We start from the raw sequence: 25211 nt of genomic DNA, 5'->3' as shown, positions 1-25211 counted from the left end.
GCGTAAACCGCGCCGGCGCTGGCGGCCGGCGCGGTGTGTTGCAGGGGAGCCGCCGGATCAGCGGATCGGGTGGGGGTATTGCAACCCGCCACGCGAGGCGAGGTCGTTCAGCCCGCGTTTCAATTGCAGCTTCGAGCCCATGCCGACATTGCGCTCGAAGCTCTCGCCGTAGTTGCCGACATGCTTGATGATCCGGTAGGCCCAGTCATTGGTCAGGCCGAGCCCTTCGCCGAACTTGCCCTCGACGCCGAGCAGGCGCTTGATCTCGGGATTGGTCGATTTCAGCATCTCGTCGACATTGGCCTTGGTCACGCCGAGTTCCTCGGCGTTGAGCATGGCGTAATGCGTCCACTTGACCAGGTTGAACCAGCTTTCGTCGCCGCGCTTCACCGCCGGGCCGAGCGGCTCGCGCGAGATCAGGGTCGGCAGGATCATGAAGTCGTCGGGCTTGGCGAATTTCAGCCGCTCGGCGGCAAGCCCGGAGGAATCCGTGGTGAAGGCGTCGCAGCGTCCCGCCTCCAGCGCCTTGACCCCTTCCTCATTGGTGGCGAAGCCGATGATCTCGTATTTCAGATTATTGGCGCGGAAGAAGTCGGCGAGGTTCAGCTCGGTCGTGGTGCCCTGCGTCACACAGATCGAGGCGCCGCTCAGCCCCTTTGCCTCGCTGACGCCGAGCGCCTTGCGCACCATGAAGCCCTGGCCGTCGAAATAATTGATGATCGGCCAGGACATGCCGGCCGAGGTGTCGCGCGACATGGTGTAGGTGGCGTTGCGGGCGAGCATGTCGACCTCGCCCGATTGCACCACCAGGAAGCGCATTTGCGGCGTCGTCGGAATGAACTTGATCTTGTTCGGGTCGTTGAAGATCGCCGAGGAGACGGCCCGGCAAAGGTCGATGTCGAGCCCATCCCAGCGTCCGTCCGGACCCTGCAGGCCGAAGCCGGGCAGGGCGATATGGTTGCCGCAGATCAGCTCGCCGCGCGCCTTGACGCGGTCGAGCGTTCCCGACTGCGCCGCGGCCGGCGTCGAAAGCCCGATGGCTGCGAGGCCGATTGCGGCGAGGCCCGCCTGTTTCAGTCGTTTCACGCTCAGTTGTTTCATGGCAGTTCCCCTTGGTTGAGGCGGGCTCTTTGGCGGCCCGCCTGGTGGTCTTCTCAGGCCGGCTGCACCGCCCCTAGCGCCGCGTCGACCGCGTCGCCCAGCCGCTCGACGATGGTGTCGACGGTCGCGGCATCGATAATGAAGGGCGGGGCGAGCAGGACATGGTCGCCCGCCGTGCCGTCGACAGTGCCGCCCATCGGATAGATCATCAGGCCGCGCTCCATCGCCGCTTCCTTGATCCGGGCATTCAGCTTGAGTGCGGGGTCGAACGGCGTCTTGCTCGCGCGGTCGGCGACGATCTCGACGCCCCAGAAATGGCCACGCCCGCGAATGTCGCCGACATGGTGATGATTGCCGAAGCGCTCGCGCAGGCGCTGTTCCAGCCGGGCGCCCTGGCGCCGGACATTGGCGAGGAGGTCGTCGCGCTCGATCACCCTCTGCACGGCGAGCGCTGTGGCGCAGGCGAGCGGATGGCCGACATAGGTCTGGCTGTGCGGGAAGATGCCCGAGCCCTGCCGGACGGCTTCCGCGATCCGCTTCGAGACCAGCATGGCGCCGATCGGCGCATAGCCGCCGCCCAGCCCCTTGGCGATCGCCATCAGGTCCGGCGCGATGCCCTCTTGCTCGCAGGCGTGCAGCGTGCCGGTGCGGCCCATGCCGCACATCACCTCGTCCAGGATCAGGAGCACGCCATGGCGGTCGCAGATCTCGCGGATGCGCTTGAAGTAGCCGGGTGCCGCGGTCGCCGCGCCCAGGGTCGCGCCGACCACGGTCTCGGCGACGAAGGCGCAGACGGTCTCAGGGCCGAGCTCCAGGATTTTCGCCTCGAGTTCGTCCGCGACGCGCAAGCCGTATTGCTCGGCGGTCTCATCGGGGCGGCGGCCGCGATACTCGAAGCAGGGCGAGATGTGATGGCCCGGCATCAGCATGTCGGCGAAGGCGGCGCGGTCCTTCATTCGGCCGCCGACCCCGAGCGCGCCCAGCGTGATGCCGTGATAGCTCTGCCGCCGCGAGATGAAGTTGACGCGTTTCAGCTCGCCCGTCTCGATGAAGTAGTGCCGCGCCAGCTTCAGGCAGGCCTCGATCGCCTCCGAGCCCGAGCTGCAGAAATAGACCGAGCCCATGCCGGCGGGCGCCCGCGCGATCAGGTGGTCGGCGAGTTCCTCGGCGGCGTCGCTGGTGAAGAAGCTGGTATGGGCATAGGCGAGCTTGTCGATCTGCGCATGCATCGCGGCGAGCACATCGGGATGGCCATGGCCGATGCAGGAGACCGCGGCGCCCCCCGAGGCGTCGATATGCTCGCGGCCGTCGCGGTCGCGCAGCAGGGCGCCGGTGCCGGAGGCGGCGACGGGATAGGTCTTGCCGAGGACCCGGTGCAGGACATGGCTCATTTGCGGCCTCGCTTGGCGGCTCTGGGTTGGTGGAAGGTGCCGGCGGCGTGAAGCTCCGCCTCGTGGCGGGCGATGGCGGCGAGCGCGGCCGTACCCTTATGCGCTGTCATCAGCGCCGCCAGGCATTCGACCGCGGCGAAGGCCGGCGTCATCGTGTGGAAGAAGGACGGCGTCTCGGTCCGCACCAGCACCGTCGCATCGGCGAGCGCGGCGAGCGGCGAGAGCGGGCTGTCGGTCAGCGCGACGAGCTTCGCGCCTTTGGCTTTGGCCAGTTCGGCGGCTTGCAGGGTCAGGCGTGTGTAGGGCGAGACCGAGACGGCGAAGAAGACGTCGTCGGGGCCGATCCGCCGCAGCGCATCGATGCCGCGTCCGCCCGCGCCGTCCGCAAGCACCGAGCCGGCGCCGATCAGGTCGCGAATATAGTCGAGCATATAGGCGGCCGGGAAGGCCGAGCGCAGCCCGAAGCAGAACACCGTCCGGGCCTCGGCCAGCAGGATGGCGGCCCGTTCGAGCCGAGCCTGTGCGTCCGGTTCGCGCAAGGCCCTGAGATGCTCGGCGAGCGCTGCGAACATGTCCTGTGCGATCGCGCCGGCGCCCTCGTCGCCATGGCGCTGCATCAGTTCGCCGGCGCGGCCGGCAAAGCCTTCCGGGCGCTGCCGCAGGGCGGCGGCATGGATCGCCCGCAACTCGTCATAGCCGGAAAGGCCGAAGCGCTGAGCGAGACGCGTCAGGGTCGCCGGCGAAAGGCTCGCCCGCTTCGCCTGCTCGCGCGTCGTCAGCAGCGCCACATCGGCGGGATGATCGAGCACCCAGCGCGCCGCCGCCTGCAATTGCTGCGGCAATTGCGCGAAACCTTCGGAGAGGGCGGCGGTCAGATGCGACTGGTCCACGCGCCGACGCTAGCAGGTCGGATCTTGATATGAAACATCCAATTCAGAAGCTGTAAATGCACGCGTTTGTTTCGTCTCCACGAGGCGTCAGGGCCGGACCAGCAATCCTTCGAGCAGGGCGTCGAAGGCTGCGATCGCCTTCTCGGACGCGGCGCGGCCATCGGCTGCATGGGCGATCCACTGTGCCGCATGCAGCGTCGCGCCCGCGATCAGCCGGGCGGCCGCTTCGGGGTCGATGGGAAGGATGACGCCGGCATCGCGCAGCTTGCCGAGGCTGTCGGTCATCGAGCTGATGCAGGCGCTCTGCGTCGGCCAGGTCCAGGGGTCGCCGAGCACTGCCGGTCCGTCGCGCAGGACGATGCGCTGGATCTCGGGCTCGAGCGCCATCTCGACATAGGCGGCGCATTCGTCGCGGAAACCGGTCCAGGGGTCAGCGGCGCGCGCGGAGACGGCGTTCAGCCGCTCGTTCATCTCGGCGTCGATCTCGGCGATCACCGCGGCGAGCAGTCCCTTCTTGTCGCCGAAATGATGGTAGAGCGCGCCGCGCGTCAGCCCTGCCGAGGCCGTGAGATCGTCCATCGAGGTCTCGGCATAGCCCACCGTGCCGAAGGCGGCGCGCGCCGCCTCGATCAGCTTAGTGCGGGTCTCGGCGATCATCAGCTGGCGCGGCTTGCGGCCCATTCACGCCTCCTTTCGCATACGCCTCGTATGTTAATTGACATACGAGGCGTATGCAATTAGGCGTTCACATACGCGCCGTATGAGAATATCGCTGCGTCGCGACGGAGAATCTCAGTCAATGCCTAATCCTTACCGCGAGATCTTCCGGGCGCCCGGCGCGATCGGCTTCTCGGCTGCCGGCTTCGTCGCCCGTCTGCCCTTGTCGATGGTGACGATCGGCATCGTCACCATGCTTTCGCAGGCGCGCGGCGAGTACTGGCTGGCCGGTAGCGTCGCCGCGACCTTCGCGCTCGCCAATGCCCTGATCGCGCCGCAGATCTCGCGCCTGGTCGACCGACATGGCCAGAGCCGCGTGCTGATCCCGGCGACGCTCGCGACCCTGGTCGCGCTCGCAGGGCTGATGCTGGCGACGCGCTTCGAGGCGCCCAGCTGGGTGCTCTTCCTGTTCGCCGCGCTTGCCGGTCTGGAGCCGAGCATGGCGGCCATGGTGCGAGCGCGCTGGACCGAGATCTATCGCGGCACGCGGCATTTGCGCACTGCCTTCGCCTTCGAATCGGTGGTCGACGAGATGGTCTTCATGATCGGCCCGGTGCTGGCGATCGGCCTCAGCGTCGCCTGGTTCCCGGAAGCCGGCCCGCTCGCCGCCACCATCCTGCTCGCCGTCGGCATGGCGCTTTTCGTCTGTCAGCGCGCGACCGAGCCACCCGTGCATCCCCAGGCGGCCAGCGCCGAGGGCTCGGCGATCCGACTCGGAGCCGTGCGCGTCATCGCCCTGGTGATGGTCGCCGTCGGAGCGATCTTCGGCACGTCCGAGGTCACGACCGTCGCCTTTGCCGAGGCACAGGGCGACAAGGCGGCCGCCAGCCTGGTGCTCGCCGCCTATGCCGCCGGCTCGCTGATCGCCGGCCTCATCTTCGGCGCCCTGCATCTGCGCCTCTCGCTGGCGCGGCAATTCGTCCTCGCCATCGCCTTTTCGGCGGCGACGACCCTGCCGCTGCTCGCCATCGGCTCGCTCTGGTCGCTGGCCGCGGTGCTGTTCGTCGCCGGGGCCTCGATCTCGCCGACCGTCATTGTCGCCATGGCGCTGGTCGAGCGCCATGTGCCGCCCGCCAAGCTGACGGAGGGGATCACCTGGGTCATGACCGGTGTCGGCGTCGGACTGGCCCTGGGTTCGGCGGCGTCGGGCTGGCTGATCGACAATTACGGCGCAGCAGCCGGTTTCAGGGTGTCGGTCGCCGGCGGCTTCTCCGCGCTCGCCATCCTGCTGCTCGGCCTGCGCAGGCTGTCGGGCGACGCCTCGGACAGGGCGCGTCCAGCACTGGTCTGAGCGGGCGGAACGGCCGCGCTTGCAACAAGGCGGCCTTTCTGTCATATGCCCAGCCTTCGATCGCCCGGCTGATAAGGGCTGCCGTGGCGATCGTTATTTGCTTCCCGAAGCAAAATTCAGGCGGCGCCATTCGCGCGCTCGCGACCTATGAGGAGCTGAAATGCCCAAGATGAAGACCAAAGCGGCCGCCAAGAAGCGGTTCAAGATCACCGGAACCGGCAAGGTGCTCGCAGCCCAGGCCGGCAAGCGTCACGGGATGATCAAGCGGACCAACAAGCAGATCCGCAACCAGCGTGGCACGACGACCCTGTTCGAGGGCGATGCTGCCAACGTGAAGAAGTTCTTCCTCCCCAACGGCTGACGCCTGACAACCTTTCCGGAGATCAAACATGGCTCGCGTGAAACGGGGCGTTACGTCCCATGCCAAGCACAAGAAGACACTGAAGGCCGCCAAGGGCTTTTATGGCCGCCGCAAGAATACGATCCGCGCCGCCAAGGCGGCCGTCGATCGGTCGATGCAGTATGCCTATCGGGACCGCAAGAACCGGAAGCGCACCTTCCGCGCCCTCTGGATCCAGCGCCTGAACGCTGCGGTGCGTGAGCACGGCCTGACCTATTCGGTCTTCATCGGCGGCCTGACCAAGGCCGGCCTCGAGCTCGACCGCAAGACCCTGTCGGCCCTCGCGATCGACGATGCCGCTGCCTTCGCCGCGGTCGTCGAGACGGTCAAGGGCGCGCTCGGCGCCGAGGCCCAGGCCGCCTGAGCGGTCTGACCTGATTGGATTGCGAAAGGCCGGCGGAAACGCCGGCCTTTTTCTTTGCGTGGTTCGCAAGCTCGGCCCTCATCCTGAGGAGCGGACGAAGTCCGCGTCTCGAAGGATGATCGATGAGGCTCGCGAACTATCTGGACCATCCTGAGGCGCTGCTTTGCAGCGCCTCAGGATGAGGGCTGTGAGAACAGGCGGCCGCTAGGTCTGCACATTGTCGGCTGCGGCCGGGATCCAGTCGTCGCCGGCGCCCTCGACGATCCTTGCATAGGCCTCCTCCGGCGAGTCGGCGTAGCAGAACAGTGCGAGGTCTTCCTTGCGGATCAGCCCGGCTTCGGCCAGCCGCTCGAGATTGAACAGGCCCTTCCAGAAGCTGCTGTCATAGAGAATGACCGGAACGGGCGACATCTTGCCGGTCTGGGTCAAGGTCAGGATCTCGAACAATTCGTCGAGCGTACCGAAGCCGCCGGGGAAGGCGACGAGCGCCGCAGCCCGCATGGCGAGGTGCATCTTGCGCATCGCGAAATAGTGGAAGCGGAAGGTCAGGTCGGGCGTCGAGAAGGCGTTCGGGTCCTGCTCGTGCGGCAGGGTGATGTTGAAGCCGATCGAGACCGCGCCCGCGTCGCCGGCGCCGCGATTGGCGGCTTCCATGATCCCGGGGCCGCCGCCTGTGGCGATGACGTGATGGCGGCCGCCGGGGCCCTCGTCGAGCGCGCCGCCGCGCTCCGAGGCGATCCGGGCAAAGGCGCGAGCCGCCTCGTACCAGGGCTCGCCCTCGCGCACCCGGGCCGAGCCGAAGACGACGATGGTCGAGAGAATGCCGCGCGCCCTGAGATGATCCTCCGCCTTCTGGTATTCGAGCATGAAGCGCGCGCCGCGGGTGGAATCGCCGAGGATGAAGTCCTGGTCGAGGGCGGCGAGGCGATAGGAAGGCGAGTTCTTCTGGGCGCGGTTCTCGGTCATGTCGGCATCTCCATACTGTCCTCCTGCATAGCCGGGCAGGGGGGCGGCTGTCGCCCCTGCCAGCCGCATGCGTGGGCTGACTGCGACGGTCTTGTCATGAAGGGCCGGCGAGCAGGGACGAATGCGCGAAAACATCGCGATCGACACGCTTTGCCAGCGCAATTCGGGCTGGCATCCGCATGGCCGAAGCCATAGAAGATGCCACGCCGGCATGCGCTCCGGCATTCTTATGGTGGTGCGAACTCCCTTCGGCCGGTGGTTCCGGCCGGGCGGCGTGCGCGCTAGCGGAACAGATCAGGCATGAACGAGATCGATACCCTTCGCGATTCCCTTGTCGGTGAGATCGCCGCGGCGCAGGACGAGGCGGCGCTGGAGCAGTTGCGCATCGCGGCGCTCGGCAAGTCCGGCTCGGTCTCCGCCTTGCTGAAGACGCTCGGCGCGATGACGCCGGACGAGCGCAAGGAGAAGGGGCCGCTGATCAACGGCCTGCGCGACGGCGTCCAGCAGGCGCTCGCCGCCCGCAAGGAGGCGCTGGGCGAGGCGGCGCTGGAAGCGCGGCTCGCCGCCGAGCGGCTCGACATCTCGCTGCCGGTGCGCGAGGGGCCGGAGGCGCGCGGGCGCATCCATCCGATCAGTCAGGTCATCGACGAGATCACCGCGATCTTCGGCGATATGGGCTTTGCCGTCGCCGAAGGGCCGGATGTCGAGACCGACGACCTCAACTTCACCAAGCTGAATTTCCCGGTCGGCCATCCCGCCCGCGAGATGCACGACACTTTCTTCTTTGCGCCCGACGCCAATGGCGAGCGCAAGCTCCTGCGCACCCACACCTCGCCGGTCCAGGTCCGCACCATGCTGGCCCAGGAGCCGCCGATCCGCGTGATCTGCCCGGGCCGGACCTACCGCATGGATTCCGACCAGACCCACACCCCGATGTTCCATCAGGTCGAGGGTCTCGTCATCGACAAGAAGACCCATTTCGGCCACATGAAATGGGTGTTGGAGGAGTTCTGCAAGTCGTTCTTCGAGGTCGAGAGCGTCAAGATGCGCTTCCGCCCCTCCTTCTTCCCGTTCACCGAGCCGTCCGCCGAGGTCGACATCCAGTGCTCGCGAAAGGGAGGCGAAATCCGCTTCGGCGAGGGCGACGACTGGCTCGAAATCCTCGGCTGCGGCATGGTCCATCCCAACGTGCTCAGGAATTGCGGGCTGGACCCTGATGTCTATCAGGGCTTCGCCTGGGGCATGGGCATCGACCGCATCGCCATGCTCAAATACGGCATGACGGATCTGCGGCCCTTCTTCGAGGCCGATGTCCGCTGGCTCTCGCATTACGGCTTCCGCCCGCTCGACCTGCCGACCCTGACCGGCGGCCTGTCGTCGTGACCAGGGCGGGCTAGGAGAGGAAAGGGCGGATGAGCGCGGCGCATTGGGCCGGCCTGATCGCGGCACTGCTGGTGGCGGCCAATCTCCTGTGCCTGGCCATCGCCTTCGTGCGCCTGCGGCGCAAGCCGGTCGAATCCAGCCTGCTGCGCCAGCGCCCGCCGGTGACGATCGTGCGGCCGGTCTGCGGCTTGGAGAGCTTCAGCCGGGAGACCCTGACCTCCGGTCTCGTCCTCGACTATCCTGACTATGAGACGATCTTCTGCGTCGCCGACGGGCAGGACCCGATCGTGCCGCTGGTCGAGGAGCTGATCGCCAGCCATGGGCCGGAGCGCGTGCGGCTGATCGTCGGCGATGTCGCGGTCAGCGCCAATCCCAAGCTCAACAACTGCGTCAGGGGCTGGGAAGCGGCGCGGCACGACTGGGTCGTGCTCGCCGATTCCAACGTGCTGATGCCGAAGGACTACATCCAGCGGATGATGTCGGCCTGGCGCGACGACAGCGGCCTCGTCTGCTCGACGCCGGCCGGCTCGCGCCCGCTCTGCTTCGGCGCCGAGGTGGAGTGCGCCTTCCTCAATACCTTCCAGGCGCGCTGGCAATATGCCGGCGAGGCGCTCGGCTTCGGCTTCGCCCAGGGCAAGTCGATGCTCTGGAACAAGCCCTTCCTCGATGCCCGCGGCGGCATCGCGGCGCTCGCCGCCGAGATCGCCGAGGATGCGGCGGCGACAAAGCTGGTGCGGGCCGCCGGCAAGCATGTCCACCTCGTCGACCAGCCCTTCGAACAGCCGCTCGGCCGCCGGCATCTGCGCCATGTCGTGCAGCGCCAGTTCCGCTGGGCGCGGCTGCGCCGCGTCACCTTCCTGCCCTTCTTCGCGCCGGAGATTCTGGTCGGTCCGCTGGTGCCGGCGGTGCTCGCCGCCTTCGCCGCCCCGGCCTATGGCCTTGCGAGCTGGCAGGCTCCGCTGCTGGTGCTGGCGATCTGGTATGGCGCCGAGATGGCGCTGGCGAAGGGCGTCGGCTGGTTCGTCAACTGGCGCACGCCTTTGGCCTATCTCACCCGCGATCTCGTCTTCCCCGGCATCTGGGCCTATGCCTTCCTTGCCGGCGAGGTCAGCTGGCGCGGCAACGCCATGAAGATCAGGACGGATGGCGACGACCGGCTGAACGACAATGCGCCAGAACTGTCGTCCGTGGCCGCACGGCGGGACGGGGCGGCGTGACCTTGGACATGCAAACCATCCCCGAACGCTATCGCGACTGCCCGAGCTTCTCCTTCGGCGATAGTCCCGAGCTCGCGACGGAGCTGGCGGCACTGGTCGTCAGCGGCCGCAAGACCGCGACGGTGAACACGCCGGACGCACCCGACTGCCCGAAGCTTGGCGAGCTCTGGATCGTGCTCGACGGCGAGAAGCGTCCCATCTGCGTGATCGAGACGCTCGAACTCACGCCCCGGCGCTTCGACGAGGTCGATGCGCAATTCGCCTTCGAGGAGGGCGAGGGCGACCGCAGCCTCTTCTTCTGGCGCGAGGCCCATGAAGCTTATTTCCGGCGCCTCGGCGTCTTCAGCCCCGACATGACCCTGCTTTGCGAGCGCTTCCGCCTGGTGGAAGCCTTCGCTCCGATGGACGTAAACGCATGAAATTCACGCTCTCCTGGCTCAAAGACCATCTCGACACCACCGAGACGCTCGACACCATCTCCGAGACCCTGACCCGCGTCGGGCTCGAGGTCGAGGCGGTCGAGGACAAGGCCAAGGCGCTCTCGGCCTTCACCATCGCCTATGTCATCGAGGCCAAGCAGCATCCGAACGCCGACCGCCTGCGCGTCTGCATGGTCGACACCGGCTCCGGCGAGCCGGTGCAGGTCGTCTGCGGCGCGCCCAATGCCCGCACCGGCATGAAGAGCGTGTTCTCGCCGCCCGGTACCTACATTCCCGGCAAGGACATCACCCTCGGCAAGGGCGTCATCCGCGGCGTCGAGTCGAACGGGATGCTCTGCTCCGCCGCCGAGCTGCAGCTCTCCGAGGATCATGACGGCATCATCGATCTGCCGGCGGATGCGCCGGTCGGCCAGTCCTACGCCGCCTATGCCGGCTTCGACGACGCGATGATCGAGATCGCGGTGACGCCGAACCGGGCCGATGCGCTCGGTGTCTCCGGCGTCGCCCGCGACCTTGCCGCCGCCGGTCTCGGCACGCTGAAGACGCCCTCGGTCGCAGCCGTGCGCGGCAGCTTCCCATGCCCGGTCGACGTGAAGCTCGACTTCGCCGCCGGCGACGAGAAGCTCTGCCCTGCCTTCGCCCTGCGCCTGGTGCGCGGCGTCAAGAACGGCCCGTCGCCGGAATGGCTGCAGGCGCGCCTGCGCGCCATCGGCCTGCGGCCGATCAATGCGCTGGTCGATATCACCAATTTCATGACCTATGACCGCAGCCGGCCGCTGCACGTCTTCGACGCCGCCAAGGTCCATGGCGACCTGACGGTGCGCCGCGCCAGGGCCGGCGAGCAGATCCTGGCGCTCGACGGCAAGACCTACACGCTGACCGATGAGCAGGTCGTGATCGCCGATACGGAGGGCGTCGAGTCGCTCGCCGGCATCATGGGCGGCGAGGCTTCGGGCTGCGACGAGAACACCGTCGACGTTCTGGTCGAGAGCGCGCTCTGGGACCCGCTCAACGTCGCCCGCTCCGGCCGTGCGCTGGGCATCACCTCCGATGCGCGCTACCGTTTCGAGCGCGGCGTCGACCCGGACTTCACCCGTCCCGGTCTCGATCTCGCGACGCAGATGATCATCGAGCTCTGCGGCGGCGAAGCCTCCGAGATGGTCTTCGCCGGCGAATTGCCGGAAAGCGGCGGCGCCATCGATTTCCCCTGGTCGGAAGTCAAGCGCCTGACCGGCCTCGATCTGCCTCAGGTCGAGATGAAGCTGGCTCTGACCTCGCTCGGCTTCCATGTTTCGGGCGCCGGCGAACGGGTCAAGGTCGCCGCTCCCTCCTGGCGCGGCGATGTCGAGGGCAAGGCCGATCTGGTCGAGGAGATCCTGCGCATCGCCGGGCTCGACCGCGTCGAGCCGGCGCCGCTGCCGCGGATCAAGGGCGAGGTCGTCAAGCCGGTGCTGACCGTGCTGCAGAAGCGCACGCGTCAGTCCAAGCGCCTGCTCGCCAGCCGCGGCCTGGTCGAGGCCGTGACCTGGTCCTTCATCTCGCACGACGCCGCCAAGCTCTTCGGCGGCGGCTCGCGCAAGCTCGTCCTCGCCAATCCGATCGCCGCCGATCTCTCCGACATGCGGCCTTCGCTGCTGCCCGGCCTCATCCGCTCGGCCCAGGCCAATGCCGATCGCGGCTTCGGCGACGTCGCCCTGTTCGAGGTCGGTCAGGTCTTCCAGAGCGACGAGCCCGAAGGCCAGCTGATCGCCGCGGCCGGCCTGCGCCGCGGCACCGCCAGGCTGGAAGGCGCCGGCCGCCATTGGGACGGCGCGGCGAAGCCGGTCGATGCCTTCGACGCCAAGGCCGACGTCATGGCGCTGCTCGCCGGGCTCGGCGTGCCTGTAGGCGGCCTGCAGATCGTCGCGGGCGGTCCGTCCTGGGCGCATCCCGGCCGGTCCGGCACGCTCCAGTTCGGTCCCAAGGGCGTGGTCGGCGCCTTCGGCGAGCTGCATCCGCGCGTGCTCAAGGCGCTCGACGTCAAGGGCCCTCTGGTCGCCTTCGAGATCCATCTCGATGCGCTGCCGCTGCCGAAGTACAAGCCGACCAAGGTCAAGCCGAAGCTGGCGCTCTCCGATTTCCAGCCGCTGACCCGCGATTTCGCTTTCATCGTCGACAAGACGGTGGCGGCCGGCGACATGGCGAAGACCGCCCAGAACGCCGACCGCAACCTGATCGCCGAGACCAGCGTCTTCGACATCTATGAAGGCGCCGGCGTCGAGCCCGGCAAGAAGTCGGTCGCGCTGGCGGTGACGCTGCAGCCGGTCGAGAAGACCCTGACCGAGGCCGAGATCGAGGCCGTCGCCGCCAAGATCGTCGCCGAGATGGCCAAGCGCTACAAGGCGGCGCTGCGCGGCTGACAATGCGTCATGATCGGCTTGGAGCCGATCATCTCAGGACAGAAAAGGCGCCTTCGGGCGCCTTTTTTGTTGCGGGGAGCCGAGTCCTGGGCTTCGCTTCGTTTGTGAGTGATCACCGGCCAAGCGTCGCCGCCATCTCGTTATTGATCATAATTATGAAATAATCGACGCACGCAATCGTTTGAAAATGCGGGTATCGGCTCCGATTGTTGCAATCAGAGAGGCTGAATGTCGCTCATCGAACTCCCCGTCGAAGATCGCTTCTTCCCCGGCTTCAGGCTGCTCGACGTCGCGACCTCCGGCGCGCGCATTCGCGTCCGGATCGGCGGGGAGGGGCCGCCGCTGCTCCTGCTCCACGGTTATCCGCAGACCCATATCATGTGGCGGCGTATCGCCCTGGCGCTGGCGCGGCGCTTCACGCTCGTCTGCCCGGATCTGCGCGGCTACGGCGATTCGCAGAAGCCGGCGACCGCCGCCGATCATTCTCCCTATGCGAAGCGCGCCATGGCCCAGGACATGGCCGAGGTGATGAGCGCGCTCGGTCACGAGCGCTTCTGCGTCGGCTCGCATGATCGCGGCGCTCGCGTCGGGCACCGGCTGGCGCTGGACCATGCCGGACGGGTGCTGAAGCTCGCGACCCTCGACATCGCGCCGACGCGCGAGATGTATCGCGATACGAGCGACGCTTTCGCGCGCGCCTATTGGCACTGGTTCTTCCTGATCCAGCCGGCTCCGATGCCGGAGAAGATGATCGGCGCCGATCCGGAGTTCTACTGGTCGAGCCGCCGCGCCTCCGACATGCGGCTGTTCGAGCCTGAAGCGCTCGCCGAATATCTCCGCTGCTTTCACGACCCTGCGATGATCCATGCCAGTTGCGAGGATTACCGCGCCGCGGCGACGATCGACATCGCCCATGACGACGCCGATGGCGGCCGGAAGGTCGAGTGCCCCATGCTGGCCCTGTGGGGCGAGCGGGGAGCCGTCGGAAAATGCTTCGACGTGCTCGGGCTCTGGCGTGAGCGGGCTGTGGATGTGCGTGGGAAGGCATTGCCGGGCGGGCACTATCTGGCCGAAGAGATCCCCGATCTCGTCGCCGCAGAATTTGCTGCCTTTTTTGGAGAAGTCGCATGAGCCGGACCAATCGCGTCTATCGCATCGCCGTGATCGCCGGAGACGGCATCGGCAAGGAGGTGATGCCCGAAGGGCTGCGCGTGCTCGAGGCGGCCTCGAAGAAATACGGCTTCGAACTGCGGCTCGACGAGTTCGATTTCTCCTCCTGCGACTACTACGCCAAGCATGGCAAGATGCTGCCGGACGACTGGAAGGAGAAGATCGGCGGCCATGACGCGATCTATTTCGGCGCCGTCGGCATGCCGGCTCAGGTGCCGGACCATGTCTCGCTCTGGGGCTCGCTGCTGCTCTTTCGGCGCGAATTCGACCAATACGTCAATCTGCGCCCCGTTCGCCTGATGCCGGGCGTGCCCGGCCCGCTCGTCGGTCGCAAGCCGGGCGATATCGATTTCTTCGTCGTCCGCGAGAACACCGAGGGCGAATACTCCTCGGTCGGCGGGCGCATGTTCGCCGGCACCGAGCGTGAGATCGTCATGCAGGAGACGGTGATGAGCCGTGTCGGCGTCGACCGCGTGCTGAAATATGCCTTCGAGCTGGCGCAGCGCCGGCCGCGCAAGAAGCTGACCTCGGCGACCAAGTCGAACGGCATCTCGATCACCATGCCCTACTGGGACGAGCGGGTGAAGGAGATGGCGAAGAGCTATCCGGGCGTTGCCGTCGAGCAGTACCATATCGACATCCTGACCGCGCATTTCGTGCTCAATCCGGACCGTTTCGACGTGGTCGTCGCCTCCAACCTGTTCGGCGACATTCTCTCCGATCTCGGCCCGGCCTGCACCGGCACGATCGGCATCGCCCCGTCGGGCAACATCAACCCGACCGGCGACCACCCCTCGCTGTTCGAGCCGGTCCACGGCTCGGCGCCGGACATTTATGGCCAGGGCATCGCCAACCCGGTCGGCATGATCTGGTCGGGCGCGATGATGCTCGACCATCTCGGTGAGACCGAGGCCGCCAAGGGCATCGAGGCCGCGATCGAGCGGGCGCTCGGCGACGAGCGCACCCGCACCCGCGACCTCGGCGGCAAGCTCGGTACCGAGGCCGCCGGCAAGGCGATCGAGCAGGCGCTGGGTTGACGGCGACGCGCCAGCGTGCCCACAAGCTCGGTTCCGGCAGGAACAAGACCAGAGAGGGAGTGAAAATGCCCGATCCGTCGACTTTCTTGCTGTCCGGCCGAGTCAGGCCCGGGCAGCGCCGGGCCGCTGGCTCCTGATGTTTTCGGCGCGGCGGGAGCATTCCGCATGTCTCGCCGCGTTTCTTTCGACCAATGCCGATCCGGCCCACTAGCACGGGACTGACAGAATAATGGACCTCCTATCCTCGACCTTCTGGGCCTCGCTGCTCCAGATCATCTGGATCGACCTGCTGCTCTCCGGCGATAACGCGGTCGTCATCGCGCTTGCGGTCCGCTCGCTTCCCGAGAAGCAGCGCAAGCTCGGCATTCTGCTCGGCGCCGGCGCTGCCGTCGGCCTGCGCATTCTTTTCGCGATCGTCGTCTCCTACCTCCTCAACATCCCCTTCCTGAAGGTGGTCGGCGCGCTGCTGCTGTTCTGGATCGCGATCAAGCTCGCCAAGGGCGAGGATGAGGAACATGGCGACATCGCCGCCAGCGACAACCTCTGGAAGGCGGTGCGGACGATCGCCATCGCCGACGCGGTGATGAGCCTCGACAACGTGCTCGCGATCGCCGCGGCGGCGCGCGGCCATTTCGAGCTCTTCATCTTCGGCCTGCTGCTCACCATTCCGCTGATCATCTTCGGCGCGCGGATGCTTTCGACGATCCTCGAGCGCTATCCGATCCTGATCTGGCTGGGTGCGGCCCTGCTCGGCTGGATCGCCGGCGAGATGCTGCTCTCCGACATCGCCGTGCTGCAATGGCTGCAGACCAGCATTCCGAGCTGGGTGATGAGCGTGCCGGTCTCCGAGACCAATCCGGTCGGCCTCGCCCCCGCCAAGCTGCCCTTCTATTCGGCGGCGGTCGTCGGTGCGGCCTTCGTCGTCGCGGTCGGCTATCTCCTGAAGAAGAAGCCGGTCGACCAGCCCGGCTGAAACAGGCTCAAATGAGCTGAATGAAGGCGGCGGCCATGGTTTCATGGCCGCCGTTTCTTATGGTTCGGCTGAAGCCGCAGGCGCTCCCCGGCCGCTGCGGATCCTCGACCGTAAAGCCATCCGGCTCCTCGATCCGCACCAGGAAACTCTCGGGCGGCCGCAGGAAGCCTGTGCCAAGGGCTTTCACATAGGCTTCCTTGGCGCTCCACAATCGCGCGAAGGCGAGCGGCCGGTCCGGTGGCGGCAGGGCCCGAAGCATGGCCTGCTCGCAGGGATGCAGTGCCGCGAAGGGTGGTTGCCGGTCAGGCTCGACCTGCTCGACATCGACGCCGACCCGGGCGTGGCCGAGGGCCAGTGCCACCAGGCCGGCACGCGTCGCCAGCGAGATATGCAAGCCGTCGCCGTCGGGCGCCGCGATCAGCGGCCGTCCGCCGGGCTCGTGGTCGATCCTGACGCCCTCGGGCTCCAGGCCGAGCTGCTTGGCGAGGATGGTGCGCGCCAGGCCGCGCCGCAGCGCCGAGCGTTCCGTCAGCGTAGCGGGGCGGTTATCGGTCGCGACCAGCCAGACGGCCGGCAGGGCCGTGGCGCGTTGGTCGGGGGAGGAGAGCCAGAACATGCGCCGTTCTAGACGCGATCCGCCGTCCTGTCGTGGCGGCAGCGCCGTTTGCGGCCCGCCTTGCGCTGCATTCATGCGCCGGCCGCGTCGCCACCATTGACGGCGGCTCGCCGACCCGCTTCGAGAAGCCCATGTCCCATCCGGAAACCTCCTCCACTTCCGCCGGCCCGGCACAGCTGACGCTCGCCGGCCTGGCGCTCGGCCTGCGCCGGGTTTCCGTGCTGCTGCCCGGCATCGTCGTCTTCGCGGTTGCTTTCGGCGCAGCAGCCGCGGCAAAGGGGCTGAGCCTGTTCGAGGCGATCCTGATGAGTGCGCTGGTCTATGCCGGCGTCGCTCAGCTTGTGGCCATGGAGATCTGGCGCCCCGAATGGAGCTGGGGGGCGATCGCCGGACTCGCCTTCGTCACGGCGACGGTCAATGCCCGCTCGATCCTGCAGGGGGCGTCGCTGCAACCCTGGTTCGCCCGCTATCCGCGCCGGGTCAACGCCTTCCAGCTCTTCGTCTTCACCGATGCGAACTGGCTGATCGGCACGCGCTACCGCGCCGAGGGTGGGACCGATCTCGGCGTGGTGCTTGGCGCCGGCCTCTGTCTGTGGGCCGTCTGGGTTCTCGCCACCATTCCGGGCTATCTGCTCGGCTCGCTCGTCGCCGATCCCCGCCAATACGGCATCGACCTCGTCATGCCGATCTTCTTCGCGGCGATGATCGTGCCGCTCTGGCGTGGCCGCCGGGCGGCCTTGCCCTGGGTGATCGCCGGCGTGGTTGCGCTCGTCGCTTCCAAGCTGATCGACGGCTACGCCTTCATCATCATCGGTGCGCTTTCGGGCGCCCTTGCCGGGGCCTTGCTCGATGACGCTGCCTGATCCCGGCGCCTGGGGGCCCTATCTCGCCATCCTGGCGATGGCACTGGCGACCTATCTTTGCCGCATCTCCGGCGTGGTGCTGATGGGCTTCGTGCCGCTGACGCCGCGCGTCCGGCGCGGGCTCGCGGCACTTCCAGGATCGATCGTCTTCGCCACCGTGCTGCCGCTGGTCGAGCGCCTTGGCCTGGCCGCGGGGCTCGCCCTGGTCGCCGCGATCCTCAGCATGGTGCTGCGGCGCAGCGAGCTGCTGGCGCTCCTCGTCGGCATGGCCACGGTCTCGCTGGCGCGCGCTTTCGGGCTCTGAATGGCGGCCCGTCGGAGATCGTGCCGAGCGGGCTGCGCGGATTTTCACCTCACATCGCGACCCATCACCGGTTACGATCGGAGCCATCACATCATTCGTTTGCCGCTCCCCGGGCCGCGTGTTGACGGGGCGGGGGCAGGGGCAGACGGTGCGGGTCGACAAGACTGACAGATCGGAGCGCCTTATGGCCTGGTATTCGCAAACCTGGAGCTGGTTCGAAGGAGAGTGGCACGAAGGCAACCCCGGAATCATGGGGCCGCGCTCCCATGCGAGCTGGCTGTCTTCGACCGTCTTCGACGGCGCCCGCCATTTCGACGGCGTCACCCCCGACATGGACAAGCACGCCGCCCGCGTGAACCGTTCGGCCGAGACGCTCGGCCTGAAGGCGACGGTCTCGCCCGAGGAGATCATCGCGCGCACCGCCGAGGGCGTGAAGAAGTTCGCTCCCGGCACCGCGATCTACGTCAAGCCGATGTACTGGGCCGAGGCCGACGGCCTCTCGACCATCATGGGCGACCCGGATTCGACCAGGTTCTGCCTCTGCCTGTTCGAGGCGGCGATGGGCGATCCGGGCAAGGGCTTCTCGGTGACCAAGGGCGCCTATCGCCGCCCAACCATGGAAACCATGCCGACCGATTCCAAGGCCGGCTGCCTCTATCCCAACAATGCCCGCATCCTGCGCGAGGCCAAGGGCCGCGGCTTCGACAATGCGCTGGTGCTCGACATGCTCGGCAATGTCGCCGAGACCGGCACCTCCAACATCTTCCTCGCCAAGGACGGTGTGGTGAAGACGCCGGCCCCGAACGGTACCTTCCTCAATGGCATCACCCGCCAGCGCGTGATCTCGCTGCTGCGCGGCGCCGGCGTGCCGGTCGAGGAGACCAGCCTGAGTTATGCCGATTTCGAGCAGGCTGACGAGATCTTCTCCTCCGGCAACTACTCCAAGGTGATGCCGATCTACCGGATCGACGATCGGCAGATCCAGCCAGGCCCGATGTTCCGCAAGGCGCGCGAGCTCTACATGGACTTCGCCCACTCGAAGTAACCGGAGTTTCTCGCATGGCCCGCCTCGCCACCCGCCTGACCGAGCGCTTCGGTATCGAGCACCCGATCCTCTCCGCACCGATGGCACTCGCCGCCGGCGGGGCGCTGGCGGCGGCGGTGACGCGGGCCGGGGGGCTCGGCCTGATCGGCGGCGGCTATGGCGATGGCGACTGGCTGAGGACGCAATACGCCGCGGCCGGCAACATCCGCACCGGCTGCGGCTTCATCACCTGGTCGCTGGGCAAGCAGCCGCATCTGCTCGGCGAGGTGCTGGCCCATCGCCCGGCGGCGCTGATGCTCTCCTTCGGCGACCCCGCGCCCTTCGCCGCCGAGATCGCGGCAGCCGGCATTCCGTTGATCTGCCAGTGCCAGAGCATCGCCCATGTCAGGGCGGCGCTGGCGGCCGGCGCCTCCGTCATCGTCGCGCAAGGCACCGAGGCCGGCGGCCATGGCCATGCCCGCGCGACGCTGCCCTTCGTTCCCGAGGTCGCCGACCTCCTCGCCCGCGAGAGCCCGGACACTTTGCTGCTGGCGGCCGGCGGCATCGCCGATGGCCGGGGCCTAGCCGCGGCGCTGATGCTCGGAGCCGATGGCGTCCTCGTCGGCACCCGCTTCTGGGCGAGCCGCGAGGCGCTCGTCCATCAGAACCACCAGGCCGCCGCCATCGCCGCCACCGGTGATCAGACGGTGCGCTCCTCGCTGCCCGATATCGCCCGCCGGCTCGACTGGCCGAAGCCCTTCGACATCCGCGTCGGCGACAATGCCTTCATCGCCAAATGGCGCGGCCGCGATGCCGAATTGCTGGCGGCCGCCGAGAGCGAGGGGCCGGCCTATCGCGAGGCTTTCATGGCCGGCGATCCCGACAAGGCGGCGGTGATCTATGGCGAGGCGGCCGGGCTGATTGCGGACGTGCCACCGGCCGGCGAGATCGTCGCGCGCATGGTGGCCGAAGCGGCCGAGCAGTTGCGCCGCGGAGCCGGCATCGCCGTCCAGGGCTGAGCAGCATCAGCGCAGCAGCCGCAGCAATCCCGCCAGTTTCAGCCCGCCGAGGGCGAGCACGGCATAGAGTGCCGCCGCGAGCAGGCTGAGGGCGCCGAGCGCCAGCAGCTTCGGCTCGAAGGCGAAACCGGCGAGCGCCGTCTGAAGGGGCAGCGACAGCAGGCGCGCGGCGATGCCGGCGCAGGCGGCGGCGGCCGCGACGATCAGGATCAGACCCGGCAGCTTGCGCTCCGGCCGGGTCCACCCACGCCGCAAAGCGAGCACGAACAGCGCCCCGACATTGATCCAGGCGCCGGCCGCGGTCGCGAGTGCGAGGCCGGGTGCACCGAGATCGCGCCAGAGCAAGAGTTTCAGCCCGACATTGGCGGCGATGGCGGACAGCGAGACGATCATCGGCGTCGTCGTGTCGCCGCGCGCCTGGAAGCTCGAGACCTGCGAGCGGATCAGCACGATCGCCGGCAGGCCGACCGCATAGGCGAAGAGCACGGCGCCTGCCGCCTGGCTTGCGGCGGCGTCGAAACGGCCGCGCTCGAACAGGGCGACGACGATCATTTCGGGAATGGCGAGGAAGGCGGCGGCGAAGGGGGCCGCTGCGAAGATCGTCAGCGCCACCGCCCGGTTCTGGGCCTTGTCGGCCCGGGCCTCGTCGCCGGCGGCGATGGCGCGGCTCATCGTCGGCAGCAGCACCGTGCCGACGCCTATCGCGATGACGCCGATCGGCAGCTGGTAGAGCCGCTCGGCATAGTAGAGCGCCGCATAGGCGCCGGCGGGCAGCAGCGAGGCGATGATCGTGTCGGCGAAGATCGCGATCTGCACGCCGGCCGAGCCGATCACCGCCGGTCCGAGTGCCTTGAGGAAGCGCTTGACCTCGGCGTCGAGCCGCGGCCGCGTCAGCGCAGCCGAAACGCCTTCGCGTCGGGCGGCGACCCAGAGCAGCAGCCATTCCAGCACGCCGGCGGCGGCGACGCCCCAGGCGGCGGCATGAGCCGCGCTCGGGAACAGGAAGGCGACGGCGAGCGCGCCGATCAGGCTGATATTGAGGAGGATCGGCGCAGCGGCGGCCGCGGCGAAACGGTCGACCGCGTTGAGATTGGCCGAAAGCAGCGTCACCAGGGTGATGAAGAGGAGATAGGGGAAGGTGATCCGGGTCAGCGCCACTGCGAGATCGAAGCGCTGGGGATCGCCGACGAAACCGGGGGCGAGCAGGCGCACCAGCTCCGGCATGAACGGCAAGGCGAGCGCGAGGATCACCAGCTGGACGACGAGGTTCAGCGTGAACACCCTGTCCGAGAATTGCTGGGACGCCGCTGCGCCCGATTTCTCCCGGATGCGGGCGAAGGCCGGGATATAGGCCTGGTTGAAGGCGCCTTCGCCGAAGATGGCGCGGAAATGATTGGGCAGGCGCAGCGCCACCGAGAACGCATCCATCAGCGGCCCGGCACCGAGCACGGCGGCGAGCACGATGTCGCGGGCGAAGCCGCTGACACGCGAGAGCAGCGTGAAGCCGCTGACGGACAGGATTTTTCTGAGCATCGTGCCACTCAGGTCCGCCACGATTGGCAGGCCTCACCGGACAAGCCGCATAACCCCGCCGCGCCTGACGGTCCAGTGCCGCCGCTCCCCATGTGGGGCAATCGCGTCCGGCTGCTTCGGCCCTCATCCAGAGGAGCAAGCGCAGCTTGCGTCTCGAAGGATGTTCCAGCTGCACCCGAAGATTTTTGGACCATCCTTCGAGACGCCGCTTCGCGGCTCCTCAGGATGAGGCTAGCAGGCCTTACCGGATCAGCGGCGGCAGGGCGTCGCCGCGCGGGTGGACGCTGTCGAGCTTTTCGAAGCCGATGCGCTCGCCGACCAGATAGAGCGGCCGGCGCTTCACCTCGGCGAAGATGCGCCCGACATATTCGCCGATCAGGCCGAGCGAAATCAGCTGGATGCCCGAGAAGAACATGATCGAGACGATCAGCGAGGGGAAGCCGGGCAGGTCGGTGCCGAAGAGCAGGGTGCGCACCGCGAAGAACAATGCTGACCCGGCGGCGATGATGGCGATGAGGACGCCGAGCCAGGTCGCGATCTTGAGCGGCACGGTCGAGAACGAGGACAGCCCGTCGAAGGCGAAGCTGAACAGTTTGCGGAAGCGGAACTTGGTCTGGCCATGGGCGCGCTCGGCGACTTCGAAGGGCACGCCGGTGGCGGGGAAACCGACCCAGGCATAGAGCCCCTTGGAGAAGCGGGCCCGCTCGGGCAGGGCCCGCAGCGCCTCGACCACCCTGCGGTCGAGCAGGCGGAAATCACCGGCGCCCTCGGGCAGCTCGGTCTCGCCGAAGCTGGCGAAGAGCTTGTAGAAGGCCTTGGCGAAGCCGCGCTTCAGCCGGCCTTCGCCCTCGCGGTCGGTGCGCTGGCCATAGACATTGAGGAAGCCCTCGCGCCATTTCGCCAGGAAGACGGGAATGGTCTCCGGCGGATGCTGCAGATCGGCGTCCATGATCACGACGGCGTCGCCGCTGGCATGGTCGAGCCCGGCGGCGATGGCGATCTCCTTGCCGAAATTCCGGCTGAAGGAAATGGCATTGATGCGCGGGTCGGCTTCGTGCAGCAGGCGCAGCACCGAAAGCGTGCCGTCCCGGCTGCCATCGTCGACGCAGACGATCTCCCAGGAGGCGACGCAGCCATCGAGCACGCCCTTCAGCCGCTCGACCAGGAGCGGCAGGTTGTCGGCCTCGTCATGGACGGGGACGACGACGGAAAGCTCGGGCCGCCTTGGCTGGGCGGCGGGGTTGGCCGGGGCGGCGAGGGGCTGCGTGGCAGACAAGGCTTTGACGACCTCAGCGCGTGGGATAGGGGTGGAGTCGTGATGGCGCGGGCCGGGACGCGCACCGGCTTCGCCGGCGGCTACTTACAGCACGCTCGATGAACGAGGGACAACAGACCGTCATGACCCGCGGTTTCGTGCTCTGCGCCGATGATTTCGCCATGACCCGGGGCGTCAGCCGTTCGATTCTCGAACTGCTCGCGCAGGGCAAGCTCTCCGCCACCGGCGCGATGACGAACCGGCCGCATTGGCGCGGGCTGGCACCGGAGCTCGCCGCCTTCTCCGGCAAGGCCGATCTCGGCCTGCATTTCAATCTGACCAGCGGCGCGCCGCTCGCGGCGATGCCGAGCCTCGCTCCTGGCGGGCGCCTGCCGAAACTGGGTGGTCTTTCACGGCTGGCGCTGGGGTCGGCCGCGGCGCGTCGCGAGATCGCCGCCGAGCTCGACCGGCAGCTCGATGCCTTCGAGGAGGCGCTCGGGCGCGCGCCCGATTTCGTCGATGGCCATCAGCATGTCCACGTCCTTCCGGGTGTCCGTCGCGCGGTTCTCGACGCGGTGGCGCGGCGCTATCCGCTGGGCTCGGTCTATCTGCGCGATCCAGCCGATTCTGTGTCCGCGATCCGGGCGCGTGGCGTGGCAGTCGGCAAGGCGCTGGTCATTGCCGGTCTCGCCGCCGGACTGCGCCCGGCCGCGGCACGGCGCGGCATCCCGCTCAATCACGGCTTCTCCGGCGTGTCGCCCTTCGATCCGACACGGGACTTCGCCGCCGATCTGCCGCGCTTCCTGAAACGGCCGGGGCGGGCTCATCTGGTGATGTGCCATCCCGGCTTCATCGACGACGAATTGCGCGCGCTCGACCCGGTCATCGGATCCCGGCCGGTCGAGCATGCCGCGCTCCTGGCCTTCGTACCGCCGCCCGGCCTGCGCCTCGCCCGGTTTCGCGAGCTCGGTTGAGACACGGGCTCCTGCACGTGTTGGGTGCATAGCCCCGCGCGAACGTCGCAAGCGAAAATTTACCCTGCCCCGTCATGCTGGCTACGGGTGTTGCAGGCATCCTCAGGCCGGTCGCGCCATCCATGCCTTTGAAGGATTTTTGCGCGATGACCCGGTTCCAGATTCGGGCAAAGAAATCCCCGGATGCACCTTCCGGAAAGGCACAACTAACGGCAGGCCAGCCCGAGGAGCGCGCGGGCTCGCTCAGCACCCAGATCGCCGGTGCTGCTGTCGCTATCGTCGCGCTCGCCATCGTCTTCGTCGTCCTCGCGGTCGCCCGCTACAATGAGGGCAAGACGCGCGCCGATCTCGACCAGAAGATGAACTCGCTGACGACGATGGTGGTCAACGCCGCGCCGGCGCTGATCCTGTCGCGTGACACGACGACGTTGAGCTACATCCTGGAATCGTTGAAGCGGGATCCCGATTTTTCCGCCGGTATCGTCGCCGACGAGGTTGTCGCCCTCGCCACCGCCGGGCGCGACGAGGAGGCGCGTCTCCTGCTGACGCCGAACAACCTCGCCTTGGCGCTCGGGCGCGAGCCCTGGGATGCGCTCGCCAGCGAAAGTCCGCTCCAGCTCGAGGATGGTGCCTACATCACCAAGCTCCTGGTGGTGCGCGTCGGCGGCCACCAGAAACAGATCGGCTATGTCGCGCTGCGTTTCGACAAGCGGCGCCTCGTCGCCCGGGCGGCGCGCGAACATTTCGTGACCATCGCGCTGGGCCTCGGGCTGCTGCTCGTGCTCGGGCCATTGCTCTGGATTTCGCTGTCGCGAACGATGAAGCCGCTGAAGGGCATGACCCAGGCGATCGTCAGCATCTCCGACGGCAAGCTCGACACCCCGATCGACGCGACCGAACGCCGCGACGAGATCGGCGCCATCGCTCGCGCCCTCGGCGTCCTCAAGCTGCGTCTCGGCGAGCGTGCGAGCTTGCAGGAGCAGCAATTCGCGAGCGAGACGGAGCGCCGCGACCGCCAGCAGCGCATCGACGAGGCGATCGCCATGTTCCGCGGCGAGGTCGGCGTCGCGCTCGAAGCCTTCAAGAGCAATGCCGATCGGATGGGCGATGCTTCGAGCGGCCTTGCCCAGGTCGCCGCCGAGTCTTCCGAGCGTGCCGCGCGCGCCGCCCATAATTCCCATGGCGCCTCCGGTAATGTCGAGAGCGCTGCCCAGGCCGCCGAGGAAATGGGCGCGGCGATCCGCGAGGTCGAGTTCCAGGTGCGGCGCGTCCGCACCGAGATCGTCGAGGCCGCGTCCGCCTCGCGCGACACGGCCGAATCCGTCGACGCCCTCGATGCGACGGCCCGCGCCATCGGCGAGGTGGTCAATCTCATCCGCGACATCGCTGCTCAGACCAATCTGCTCGCCCTCAATGCCACGATCGAGGCGGCGCGTGCAGGGGAGGCGGGCCGCGGCTTCGCCGTCGTCGCGGCGGAGGTCAAGAATCTCGCTTCGCAGACGGCCGATGCGACCGACCGTATCGTGGCGCAGGTCAATGCCATTCAGGGCGCGACCGGTGAAGTCGTCGGCGCCATCCAGAACATCGCCAATCGCATGGGTGCGATCGAGAATTTCGCAAACTCGGTCGCCGTCTCGATCGAGCAGCAGGCGATCGCCACCGGCGAGATCGCCAGCGGCGTCGCGATGGCGAGCTCGTCGGCGCTCTCGGTGTCGAGCGATCTGAGCGTGCTTGCCGACAGCGTCGAGGAGACGGGGCGTTCGGCCGAGCAGGTGCGCCAGGCGGCAGGAGAGGTCTCGACCCAGGCGATGCGCCTCGATTCGACCGTCGACCAGTTCCTCAAGCGCGTCGCCGTCTGAGCGCGGGCACAAAAAAACGGGGCCG

24 protein-coding genes are annotated in these 25211 nt (G+C 67.8%); 16 read left to right on the top strand and 8 right to left on the bottom strand.

The window, feature by feature from the left end:
• Positions 1-57: 57 nt before the first annotated feature.
• From AC3RCC_RS21525 to AC3RCC_RS21510, 4 genes are all read right to left on the bottom strand, one after another.
• Positions 58-1101 (bottom strand): amino acid ABC transporter substrate-binding protein, encoded by a 1044-nt coding sequence (locus AC3RCC_RS21525; RefSeq protein WP_492256542.1) that lies wholly within the window; start codon positions 1099-1101, stop codon positions 58-60.
• A gap of 53 nt (positions 1102-1154) precedes the next feature.
• Positions 1155-2492: an aspartate aminotransferase family protein gene (locus AC3RCC_RS21520; protein ID WP_492256541.1), complete on the bottom strand. Its 1338-nt coding sequence runs from the start codon at positions 2490-2492 to the stop codon at positions 1155-1157.
• Entirely contained in the window at positions 2489-3382 is an 894-nt protein-coding gene (locus tag AC3RCC_RS21515; RefSeq protein ID WP_492256540.1) for a MurR/RpiR family transcriptional regulator, read from the bottom strand. Before AC3RCC_RS21515 ends, AC3RCC_RS21520 begins: the two co-directional genes overlap by 4 nt.
• A gap of 87 nt (positions 3383-3469) precedes the next feature.
• The gene (locus AC3RCC_RS21510) at positions 3470-4063 is read right to left on the bottom strand and encodes a TetR/AcrR family transcriptional regulator (RefSeq protein WP_492256539.1); all 594 of its coding nucleotides are present in this window, start codon (positions 4061-4063) and stop codon (positions 3470-3472) included.
• Between the two features lie 118 nt (positions 4064-4181).
• Here AC3RCC_RS21510 and AC3RCC_RS21505 point away from each other — a divergent pair, with 118 nt between their 5' ends.
• The 3 genes from AC3RCC_RS21505 (at position 4182) to rplT (ending at position 6154) form a co-directional block, all read left to right on the top strand.
• Positions 4182-5390 carry an MFS transporter gene (locus tag AC3RCC_RS21505; RefSeq protein ID WP_492256538.1) on the top strand — a complete coding sequence of 403 codons (1209 nt, stop codon included), beginning with the start codon at positions 4182-4184 and terminating at the stop codon, positions 5388-5390.
• Between the two features lie 160 nt (positions 5391-5550).
• Positions 5551-5751 (top strand): 50S ribosomal protein L35, encoded by a 201-nt coding sequence (gene rpmI, locus AC3RCC_RS21500; RefSeq protein WP_066468280.1) that lies wholly within the window; start codon positions 5551-5553, stop codon positions 5749-5751.
• A gap of 28 nt (positions 5752-5779) precedes the next feature.
• Positions 5780-6154, top strand: a complete 375-nt coding sequence (rplT, locus tag AC3RCC_RS21495) for a 50S ribosomal protein L20 (RefSeq protein WP_291645067.1) — start codon at positions 5780-5782, stop codon at positions 6152-6154.
• A 204-nt stretch (positions 6155-6358) separates the two neighbouring features.
• Here rplT and AC3RCC_RS21490 read toward each other — a convergent pair whose 3' ends face one another.
• Positions 6359-7120, bottom strand: a complete 762-nt coding sequence (locus AC3RCC_RS21490; protein ID WP_291639197.1) for an LOG family protein — start codon at positions 7118-7120, stop codon at positions 6359-6361.
• A gap of 300 nt (positions 7121-7420) precedes the next feature.
• Between AC3RCC_RS21490 and pheS the strand changes: the two genes are divergently transcribed.
• From pheS to AC3RCC_RS21455, 7 genes are all read left to right on the top strand, one after another.
• Complete coding sequence (pheS, locus tag AC3RCC_RS21485; protein ID WP_492256537.1) at positions 7421-8503, top strand: phenylalanine--tRNA ligase subunit alpha; 1083 nt, start codon at positions 7421-7423, stop codon at positions 8501-8503.
• A gap of 29 nt (positions 8504-8532) precedes the next feature.
• Positions 8533-9720, top strand: coding sequence for a glycosyltransferase (locus AC3RCC_RS21480; protein WP_492256536.1), 1188 nt, complete (start codon positions 8533-8535; stop codon positions 9718-9720).
• An 8-nt stretch (positions 9721-9728) separates the two neighbouring features.
• On the top strand, positions 9729-10139 hold the full coding sequence (locus AC3RCC_RS21475; RefSeq protein ID WP_492256535.1) for an ASCH domain-containing protein: 411 nt from the start codon (positions 9729-9731) through the stop codon (positions 10137-10139).
• Entirely contained in the window at positions 10136-12559 is a 2424-nt protein-coding gene (gene pheT, locus AC3RCC_RS21470; protein WP_492256534.1) for a phenylalanine--tRNA ligase subunit beta, read from the top strand. The genes AC3RCC_RS21475 and pheT overlap by 4 nt, the downstream gene beginning before the upstream one ends.
• A gap of 228 nt (positions 12560-12787) precedes the next feature.
• On the top strand, positions 12788-13690 hold the full coding sequence (locus AC3RCC_RS21465; RefSeq protein ID WP_492256533.1) for an alpha/beta fold hydrolase: 903 nt from the start codon (positions 12788-12790) through the stop codon (positions 13688-13690).
• A complete protein-coding gene (locus tag AC3RCC_RS21460; protein ID WP_291639206.1) occupies positions 13687-14766 on the top strand; it encodes a tartrate dehydrogenase in 1080 nt (359 codons plus the stop codon). Before AC3RCC_RS21465 ends, AC3RCC_RS21460 begins: the two co-directional genes overlap by 4 nt.
• Before the next feature lie 229 nt (positions 14767-14995).
• Positions 14996-15739 (top strand): TerC family protein, encoded by a 744-nt coding sequence (locus AC3RCC_RS21455; RefSeq protein ID WP_492256532.1) that lies wholly within the window; start codon positions 14996-14998, stop codon positions 15737-15739.
• Positions 15740-15746: 7 nt separating this feature from the next.
• On the opposite strand, the gene AC3RCC_RS21450 is transcribed toward AC3RCC_RS21455, so the two are convergent.
• Positions 15747-16355: a 4'-phosphopantetheinyl transferase family protein gene (locus AC3RCC_RS21450; protein ID WP_492256531.1), complete on the bottom strand. Its 609-nt coding sequence runs from the start codon at positions 16353-16355 to the stop codon at positions 15747-15749.
• A gap of 131 nt (positions 16356-16486) precedes the next feature.
• Here AC3RCC_RS21450 and AC3RCC_RS21445 point away from each other — a divergent pair, with 131 nt between their 5' ends.
• The 4 genes from AC3RCC_RS21445 to AC3RCC_RS21430 all read left to right on the top strand — a co-directional run bounded on the left by AC3RCC_RS21445 (position 16487) and on the right by AC3RCC_RS21430 (position 19565).
• On the top strand, positions 16487-17218 hold the full coding sequence (locus AC3RCC_RS21445; protein WP_452116582.1) for an AzlC family ABC transporter permease: 732 nt from the start codon (positions 16487-16489) through the stop codon (positions 17216-17218).
• Positions 17205-17522: an AzlD family protein gene (locus tag AC3RCC_RS21440; protein ID WP_291639214.1), complete on the top strand. Its 318-nt coding sequence runs from the start codon at positions 17205-17207 to the stop codon at positions 17520-17522. Before AC3RCC_RS21445 ends, AC3RCC_RS21440 begins: the two co-directional genes overlap by 14 nt.
• A 184-nt stretch (positions 17523-17706) precedes the next feature.
• Positions 17707-18567 carry a branched-chain amino acid aminotransferase gene (locus AC3RCC_RS21435; RefSeq protein WP_291639216.1) on the top strand — a complete coding sequence of 287 codons (861 nt, stop codon included), beginning with the start codon at positions 17707-17709 and terminating at the stop codon, positions 18565-18567.
• A 14-nt stretch (positions 18568-18581) separates the two neighbouring features.
• On the top strand, positions 18582-19565 hold the full coding sequence (locus AC3RCC_RS21430; protein WP_492256530.1) for an NAD(P)H-dependent flavin oxidoreductase: 984 nt from the start codon (positions 18582-18584) through the stop codon (positions 19563-19565).
• Positions 19566-19571: 6 nt separating this feature from the next.
• Here AC3RCC_RS21430 and murJ read toward each other — a convergent pair whose 3' ends face one another.
• Together murJ and AC3RCC_RS21420 are read right to left on the bottom strand one after the other, a co-directional pair.
• Complete coding sequence (gene murJ / locus AC3RCC_RS21425) at positions 19572-21098, bottom strand: murein biosynthesis integral membrane protein MurJ (protein WP_492256529.1); 1527 nt, start codon at positions 21096-21098, stop codon at positions 19572-19574.
• 241 nt (positions 21099-21339) lie between these two features.
• Complete coding sequence (locus tag AC3RCC_RS21420; RefSeq protein WP_492256528.1) at positions 21340-22374, bottom strand: glycosyltransferase family 2 protein; 1035 nt, start codon at positions 22372-22374, stop codon at positions 21340-21342.
• 122 nt (positions 22375-22496) lie between these two features.
• On the opposite strand from AC3RCC_RS21420, the gene AC3RCC_RS21415 reads away from it, so the two are divergent.
• Both AC3RCC_RS21415 and AC3RCC_RS21410 read left to right on the top strand, forming a co-directional pair.
• Positions 22497-23327 carry a ChbG/HpnK family deacetylase gene (locus tag AC3RCC_RS21415; RefSeq protein ID WP_492256527.1) on the top strand — a complete coding sequence of 277 codons (831 nt, stop codon included), beginning with the start codon at positions 22497-22499 and terminating at the stop codon, positions 23325-23327.
• A 146-nt stretch (positions 23328-23473) separates the two neighbouring features.
• Positions 23474-25186, top strand: a complete 1713-nt coding sequence (locus tag AC3RCC_RS21410; protein WP_291639225.1) for a methyl-accepting chemotaxis protein — start codon at positions 23474-23476, stop codon at positions 25184-25186.
• The last annotated feature ends 25 nt before the right edge of the window (positions 25187-25211 follow it).

Source organism: Allobosea sp. GW823-FHT01F03 (assembly GCF_058798075.1).
The sequence above is the reverse complement of the archived record's forward strand: the minus strand, read 5'-3'. Positions and strand labels throughout refer to the sequence as shown.

What these genes read in the sequence shown, in the direction of transcription:
- AC3RCC_RS21455 (WP_492256532.1), top strand. Translation starts at nt 14,996, where the DNA reads ATGGACCTCCTATCCTCGACCTTCTGGGCCTCGCTGCTCCAGATCATC.
- AC3RCC_RS21505 (WP_492256538.1), top strand. Translation starts at nt 4,182, where the DNA reads ATGCCTAATCCTTACCGCGAGATCTTCCGGGCGCCCGGCGCGATCGGC.
- AC3RCC_RS21510 (WP_492256539.1), bottom strand. Translation starts at nt 4,063, where the DNA reads ATGGGCCGCAAGCCGCGCCAGCTGATGATCGCCGAGACCCGCACTAAG.
- rplT (WP_291645067.1), top strand. Translation starts at nt 5,780, where the DNA reads ATGGCTCGCGTGAAACGGGGCGTTACGTCCCATGCCAAGCACAAGAAG.
- AC3RCC_RS21480 (WP_492256536.1), top strand. Translation starts at nt 8,533, where the DNA reads ATGAGCGCGGCGCATTGGGCCGGCCTGATCGCGGCACTGCTGGTGGCG.
- AC3RCC_RS21440 (WP_291639214.1), top strand. Translation starts at nt 17,205, where the DNA reads ATGACGCTGCCTGATCCCGGCGCCTGGGGGCCCTATCTCGCCATCCTG.
- murJ (WP_492256529.1), bottom strand. Translation starts at nt 21,098, where the DNA reads ATGCTCAGAAAAATCCTGTCCGTCAGCGGCTTCACGCTGCTCTCGCGT.
- AC3RCC_RS21450 (WP_492256531.1), bottom strand. Translation starts at nt 16,355, where the DNA reads ATGTTCTGGCTCTCCTCCCCCGACCAACGCGCCACGGCCCTGCCGGCC.
- AC3RCC_RS21465 (WP_492256533.1), top strand. Translation starts at nt 12,788, where the DNA reads ATGTCGCTCATCGAACTCCCCGTCGAAGATCGCTTCTTCCCCGGCTTC.
- pheS (WP_492256537.1), top strand. Translation starts at nt 7,421, where the DNA reads ATGAACGAGATCGATACCCTTCGCGATTCCCTTGTCGGTGAGATCGCC.
- AC3RCC_RS21460 (WP_291639206.1), top strand. Translation starts at nt 13,687, where the DNA reads ATGAGCCGGACCAATCGCGTCTATCGCATCGCCGTGATCGCCGGAGAC.
- AC3RCC_RS21490 (WP_291639197.1), bottom strand. Translation starts at nt 7,120, where the DNA reads ATGACCGAGAACCGCGCCCAGAAGAACTCGCCTTCCTATCGCCTCGCC.
- AC3RCC_RS21410 (WP_291639225.1), top strand. Translation starts at nt 23,474, where the DNA reads ATGACCCGGTTCCAGATTCGGGCAAAGAAATCCCCGGATGCACCTTCC.
- AC3RCC_RS21435 (WP_291639216.1), top strand. Translation starts at nt 17,707, where the DNA reads ATGGCCTGGTATTCGCAAACCTGGAGCTGGTTCGAAGGAGAGTGGCAC.
- AC3RCC_RS21520 (WP_492256541.1), bottom strand. Translation starts at nt 2,492, where the DNA reads ATGAGCCATGTCCTGCACCGGGTCCTCGGCAAGACCTATCCCGTCGCC.
- AC3RCC_RS21475 (WP_492256535.1), top strand. Translation starts at nt 9,729, where the DNA reads ATGCAAACCATCCCCGAACGCTATCGCGACTGCCCGAGCTTCTCCTTC.
- AC3RCC_RS21415 (WP_492256527.1), top strand. Translation starts at nt 22,497, where the DNA reads ATGACCCGCGGTTTCGTGCTCTGCGCCGATGATTTCGCCATGACCCGG.
- pheT (WP_492256534.1), top strand. Translation starts at nt 10,136, where the DNA reads ATGAAATTCACGCTCTCCTGGCTCAAAGACCATCTCGACACCACCGAG.
- AC3RCC_RS21430 (WP_492256530.1), top strand. Translation starts at nt 18,582, where the DNA reads ATGGCCCGCCTCGCCACCCGCCTGACCGAGCGCTTCGGTATCGAGCAC.
- AC3RCC_RS21525 (WP_492256542.1), bottom strand. Translation starts at nt 1,101, where the DNA reads ATGAAACAACTGAGCGTGAAACGACTGAAACAGGCGGGCCTCGCCGCA.
- AC3RCC_RS21445 (WP_452116582.1), top strand. Translation starts at nt 16,487, where the DNA reads ATGTCCCATCCGGAAACCTCCTCCACTTCCGCCGGCCCGGCACAGCTG.
- rpmI (WP_066468280.1), top strand. Translation starts at nt 5,551, where the DNA reads ATGCCCAAGATGAAGACCAAAGCGGCCGCCAAGAAGCGGTTCAAGATC.